Source organism: Dyella sp. 01N36 (assembly GCF_056399745.1).
Genome location: NZ_JBFTRY010000214.1, coordinates 1 through 5,437, shown reverse-complemented (window position 1 = coordinate 5,437; position 5,437 = coordinate 1). Strand labels below are relative to the sequence as shown.

The 5,437-nt window shown below is 65.3% G+C and carries 3 protein-coding genes; all 3 read left to right on the top strand.

Annotated elements, in window-relative coordinates:
* The coding region (locus AC1DMG_RS19345; RefSeq protein ID WP_477180930.1) for a 2-oxoglutarate dehydrogenase E1 component at window positions 1-2,499 on the top strand (2,499 nt) is incomplete at its 5' end.
* Between the two features lie 84 nt (window positions 2,500-2,583).
* Window positions 2,584-3,786 carry a 2-oxoglutarate dehydrogenase complex dihydrolipoyllysine-residue succinyltransferase gene (odhB, locus tag AC1DMG_RS19340; RefSeq protein WP_477180929.1) on the top strand — a complete coding sequence of 401 codons (1,203 nt, stop codon included), beginning with the start codon at window positions 2,584-2,586 and terminating at the stop codon, window positions 3,784-3,786.
* 148 nt (window positions 3,787-3,934) lie between these two features.
* The gene (lpdA, locus tag AC1DMG_RS19335) at window positions 3,935-5,359 is read left to right on the top strand and encodes a dihydrolipoyl dehydrogenase (RefSeq protein ID WP_477180928.1); all 1,425 of its coding nucleotides are present in this window, start codon (window positions 3,935-3,937) and stop codon (window positions 5,357-5,359) included.
* The last annotated feature ends 78 nt before the right edge of the window (window positions 5,360-5,437 follow it).

The following is a 5,437-nucleotide window of genomic DNA, read 5'->3' as shown; positions in this document are numbered from 1 at the left end:
GCCGAGAAGCTGCCGGCTCCGGATCTGGAACCCTCGTTCCACGGTCTGTCCGATGCCGACCTGGACACCGAGTTCGACTGCGGCAACTTTGCCGGCGGTGGCCAGCGCATGAAGTTGCGCGAGCTGATTGCCCGACTGAAGAAGGTGTACACCAACACCCTCGGCGTCGAGTTCATGCACATCAGCAATCATGAGCAGCGCAACTGGATCTACACCCGCCTGGAGCAGGCCAACGGCACCGCCGGCCTCGACGCCGCGGGCAAGAAGCGCGTGCTCGCCGAGCTGACCGCTGCCGAAGGCCTCGAGCGCTACCTGCACACCAAGTACGTGGGCCAGAAGCGTTTCTCGCTGGAAGGCGGCGACAGCTTCATCCCGATGGTGGACGACATCGTCCGCGCCGCCGGCGACAACGGCATCAAGGAAGTCGTGATCGGCATGGCCCATCGCGGCCGCCTCAACATGCTGGTGAACATCCTCGGCAAGCCGCCGCGCACGCTGTTCAACGAGTTCGAAGGCAAGTTCGACCACCCGGACGATCCGGCGCACTCGGGCGACGTGAAGTACCACATGGGCTTCTCCGCCGACGTCAAGACGCCCAACGGCGGCACCCACGTGGCGCTGGCGTTCAACCCGTCGCACCTGGAAATCGTCAACCCGGTGGTAGCCGGCTCGGTGCATGCGCGTCAGGTCCGCCGCCGCGACACCGAGCGCAAGCAGTCGATGGCCGTGCTGGTGCACGGCGACGCGGCGCTGGCCGGCCAGGGCGTGAACATGGAACTGTTCAACATGTCCCAGGCCCGCGGCTTCAAGATCGGCGGCAGCCTGCACATCGTGATCAACAACCAGGTGGGCTTCACCACCTCCAATCCGCAGGACGCCCGCTCCACGCTGTACTGCACCGACCTGGCCAAGATGGTCAACGCGCCGGTGTTCCACGTGAACGGCGACGACCCGGAAGCGGTGATCCAGGCCACCCGCCTCGCCTACGATTTCCGCAAGCAGTTCCGCAAGGACGCCGTGCTCGACCTGGTGTGCTACCGCCGCCACGGCCATAACGAAGCCGACGAGCCGGCAGCCACCCAGCCGGTGATGTACCAGATCATCCGCAAGCGCCCGACCACCCGCGACCTGTATGCGCAGGAGTTGGTGAAGCAAGGCGTGATCGCCGAAGGCGACGGCCAGAAGATGTTCGAGGACTACCGCGCCCGCCTCGAGGCCGGCGAGCCGATGACCGAGCTGACCAGCTCGCTGGTCAAGGACATCGAAGTCGACTGGGACCGGTTCATCGGCGGCAAGCTGTCCACCGAGACTCCGACGGGTTACTCCAAGCAGCGCCTGGTGGAGCTGGCCAACCAGATCCTCAAGATGCCCAAGGATCTGACCCTGCAGTCGCGCGTGGCCAAGATCTACGAAGACCGCGCCAAGATGGCCGCCGGCGAGCAGCCGGGCGACTGGGGCTTTGCCGAAAACCTCGCCTACGCCTCGCTCATCGACGAAAACTACAACCTGCGCATCGTGGGCCAGGACGTCGGCCGTGGCACCTTCTTCCATCGCCATGCCGTGCTGCATGACCAGCAGACCGGCTACACCTATATGCCGCTGGCCGACGTGCGCGATGGCGCCGACGTCGAGATCATCGACTCGCTGCTGAGCGAAGAAGCGGTCATGGCGTTCGAGTACGGCAGCGCCACCGCCGACCCGTACACCATGCACATCTGGGAAGGCCAGTTCGGCGACTTCGCCAACGGTGCGCAGGTCGTCATCGACCAGTTCATCAGCTCGGGCGAATCGAAGTGGAACCGCCTGTGCGGTCTGTCGCTGTTCCTGCCGCACGGCTACGAAGGCCAGGGCCCGGAGCACTCCTCCGCCCGCCTCGAGCGCTTCCTGCAGCTGTGCGCGCTGGACAACATGCAGGTCTGCGTGCCCACCACGCCGGCCCAGGCTTTCCACATGATCCGCCGCCAGATGGTGCGCCCGACGCGCAAGCCGCTGATCGTGATGACGCCCAAGTCGCTGCTGCGCCACAAGCTGGCCGTGTCCTCGCTGGACGAGCTGGCCAACGGCAGCTTCCAGCTGGTGATCCCGGAGCATCGCGAGCTGGCCGCCAAGAAGGTCAAGCGCGTCGTGCTGTGCTCGGGCAAGGTCTACTACGACCTGCTCGAAGACGCCGAAAAGCGCGGCCAGACCGACGTGGCCATCGTCCGCGTGGAGCAGCTGTATCCGTTCCCGCGTCCGCAGGTCACCGCCGAGCTTGAGAAGTACTCCGCCGCCAAGGAAGTGGTGTGGTGCCAGGAAGAGCCGATGAACCAGGGCGCCTGGTTCCAGATCCGCCATCACCTGCAGGCTTGCATCAACAGCAAGCAGAGCCTGTCGTATGCGGGTCGCGCGCGTTCGCCGGCACCGGCGGCCGGCCATCTCAGCACGCACGTCGTCGAGCAGGCGGCGCTGGTTGAGCAGGCTCTGGTTACGCCGGTCGGCACCGACCATTCCGCGGAATAAAAAATCCTAAAAAGTGCGGCCACGGACGGCCGCTTTTTGACTCTTTAGCGTTCAGGGATGAGCGCACTAATCAAAGGAATATTTATGTCTATCGAAGTCAAGGTTCCCGTCCTGCCCGAGTCCGTCTCCGACGCCACCATCGCTACCTGGCACAAGAAGGCCGGCGAAGCGGTGAAGCGTGACGAAAACCTGGTCGACCTCGAGACCGACAAGGTGGTGCTCGAAGTGCCCTCGCCGGTCGACGGCGTGCTCAAGGAAATCAAGTTCCAGTCCGGCGACACGGTGAACAGCCAGCAGGTGATCGCGGTGATCGAGGAAGGCGCCGCCGCTGCTGCACCGGCTCCGGCCGCTGCCGCCCCTGCCGCTGCCCCGGCTGCTGCACCCGCCGCGCCGAAGGCTGGCGCTGCCGGCAATGCCGACCTGTCGCCGGCCGGCCTGCGCGTAGCCACCGAGCAGAACATCGATGCATCGAAGGTTGCCGGCACCGGCCGCGACGGCCGCGTGACCAAGGAAGACCTGCTCAACGTCGGCAAGGGTGGCGCCGCTCCGGCCGCCGCTGCGCMGGCTGCCAAGCCGACCCCGGGCTCGCGTCCGGAAGAGCGCGTGCCGATGACCCGCATGCGCGCCCGCATCGCCGAGCGCCTGATGCAGTCGAAGAACTCCATCGCCATGCTCACCTCGTTCAACGAAGTGAACCTCGCCGAAGTGGTGAAGATGCGCAAGGCGCTGGGCGAGTCGTTCGAGAAGGCCAACGGCGTCAAGCTCGGCTTCATGAGCTTCTTCGTCAAGGCCGCAGCCGAAGCGCTGAAGCGCCATCCGCTGGTCAACGCCTCGGTCGACGGCAACGACATCGTCTATCACGGCTACCAGGACATCTCCATCGCCGTGTCCACCGACAAGGGCCTGGTGACGCCGGTGCTGCGCGACGTGCAGGACATGAACTTTGCCGACGTCGAGCGCGGCATCGTCGATTACGCCAAGAAGGCGCGTGACGGCAAGCTGGGCCTGGACGACCTGCAGGGCGGCACCTTCACCATCACCAACGGCGGCACCTTCGGTTCGCTGCTGTCGACCCCGATCGTGAACCCGCCGCAGAGCGCGATCCTGGGCATGCACGCCATCAAGGAGCGCGCCATCGTCGAGAACGGCCAGGTGATCGCCGCCCCGATGATGTACCTGGCGCTGTCCTACGACCATCGCATCATCGATGGCAAGGACGCGGTGCTGTTCCTGGTCGATATCAAGAACCAGCTTGAGAACCCGCAGCGCATGCTGCTCGGTATCTGATCGCGCGTACGGATCGTCTCGGCGATCCGTGCAACCAGGTAACGAAGCTCTGGCGGCGAGTGGTGAAGTTGAATCCACCCTCGCCGCACATATATCCCGCTTTATATGTGGCGCGCTCCCCTAGCGCGTCACTCAGCTAGGAAACATCATGAGCGAAAAATTCGACGTCATCGTCATCGGCGCCGGCCCGGCCGGCTATGTGGCCGCGATCCGCGCCGCGCAGCTGGGCCTGAAGACCGCGTGTATCGACGCGTTTGTCGGCAAGGACGGCAAGCAGGCCCTCGGCGGCACCTGCCTCAACGTGGGCTGCATCCCGTCCAAGGCGCTGCTCGATTCGTCCAAGCAGTACTACAACATCGCGCACAACCTGCCGGTGCACGGCATCACGGTGGAAGGCGCCAAGGTTGACCTGGGCACCTTCATCGGCCGCAAGGACAAGATCGTCAAGCAGTTCACCGGCGGCATCGGCCAGCTGTTCAAGGCCAACAAGGTCACCCCGTTCTTCGGCACCGGCAAGCTGCTCAAGGGCAACGACGTCGAAATCACCGGCAACGACGGTTCCAAGCAGACCATCAGCGCCACCAACGTGATCCTCGCTTCCGGCTCGGTGCCGATCGAGCTGCCGTTCGCCAAGTTCGACAACAAGTTCATCGTCGACAACGCCGGCGCACTCGATTTCACCGAAGTGCCCAAGCGCCTGGGCGTGATCGGCGCCGGCGTGATCGGCCTGGAACTGGGCAGCGTGTGGAAGCGCCTGGGTTCGGACGTGACCGTGCTCGAAGCGCTGCCGGACTTCCTCAGCGTGGCCGACGCGGACATCGCCAAGATCGCCTTCAAGGAATTCGGCAAGCTGGGCCTGAACATCAAGCTCGGCGCCAAGCTCACCAAGGCCGAGATCAAGGGCAACGAAGTCGCCCTGACCTATGAAGACAAGGACGGCGCGCACGAGCTCACCGTCGACAAGCTGCTGGTCGCCGTGGGCCGCCGCGCCTACACCGACGGCCTGCTGGCCGCCGACACCGGCGTGAAGCTGGACGAGCGCGGCCGCATCGTGGTCGACGAGCACAACCACACCGGCGTGAATGGCGTGTGGGCCATCGGYGACGYSGTGCGYGGCCCGATGCTCGCGCACAAGGGTTCCGAGGAAGGCGTGGCCGTGGCCGAGTGGATCGCCGGCAAGGCTGGCCACATCAACCTCGACACCGTGCCGTGGGTGATCTATACCGAGCCGGAAATCGCCTGGGCCGGCAAGACCGAGAAGCAGCTGAAGGACGAAGGCATCCCGTACAAGGTGGGTACCTTCCCGTTCGCCGCCATCGGCCGCGCCGTGGCCATGAACGAGGCCATCGGCCAGGTGAAGATGCTGGCTCATGCCGAGACGGATCGCATCCTGGGCGTGCACATGGTCGGCCCGGGCGTGTCCGAGCTGATCGCCGAGTGCGTGGTCGCGATGGAGTTCAAGGGCTCCTCCGAAGACCTGGCCCGCATCGTCCACGCGCATCCGACGCTCTCGGAAGCCGTGCACGAGGCCGCCCTGTCGGTGGACAAGCGCGCCATCCACAAGGGCAACTGAGGACACCGCGCCGCGCCTTCACGGCAGGCGACACGGAATCCGCGGCCCGCTCGTGGCAACATGAGCGGGCCGTTTTGT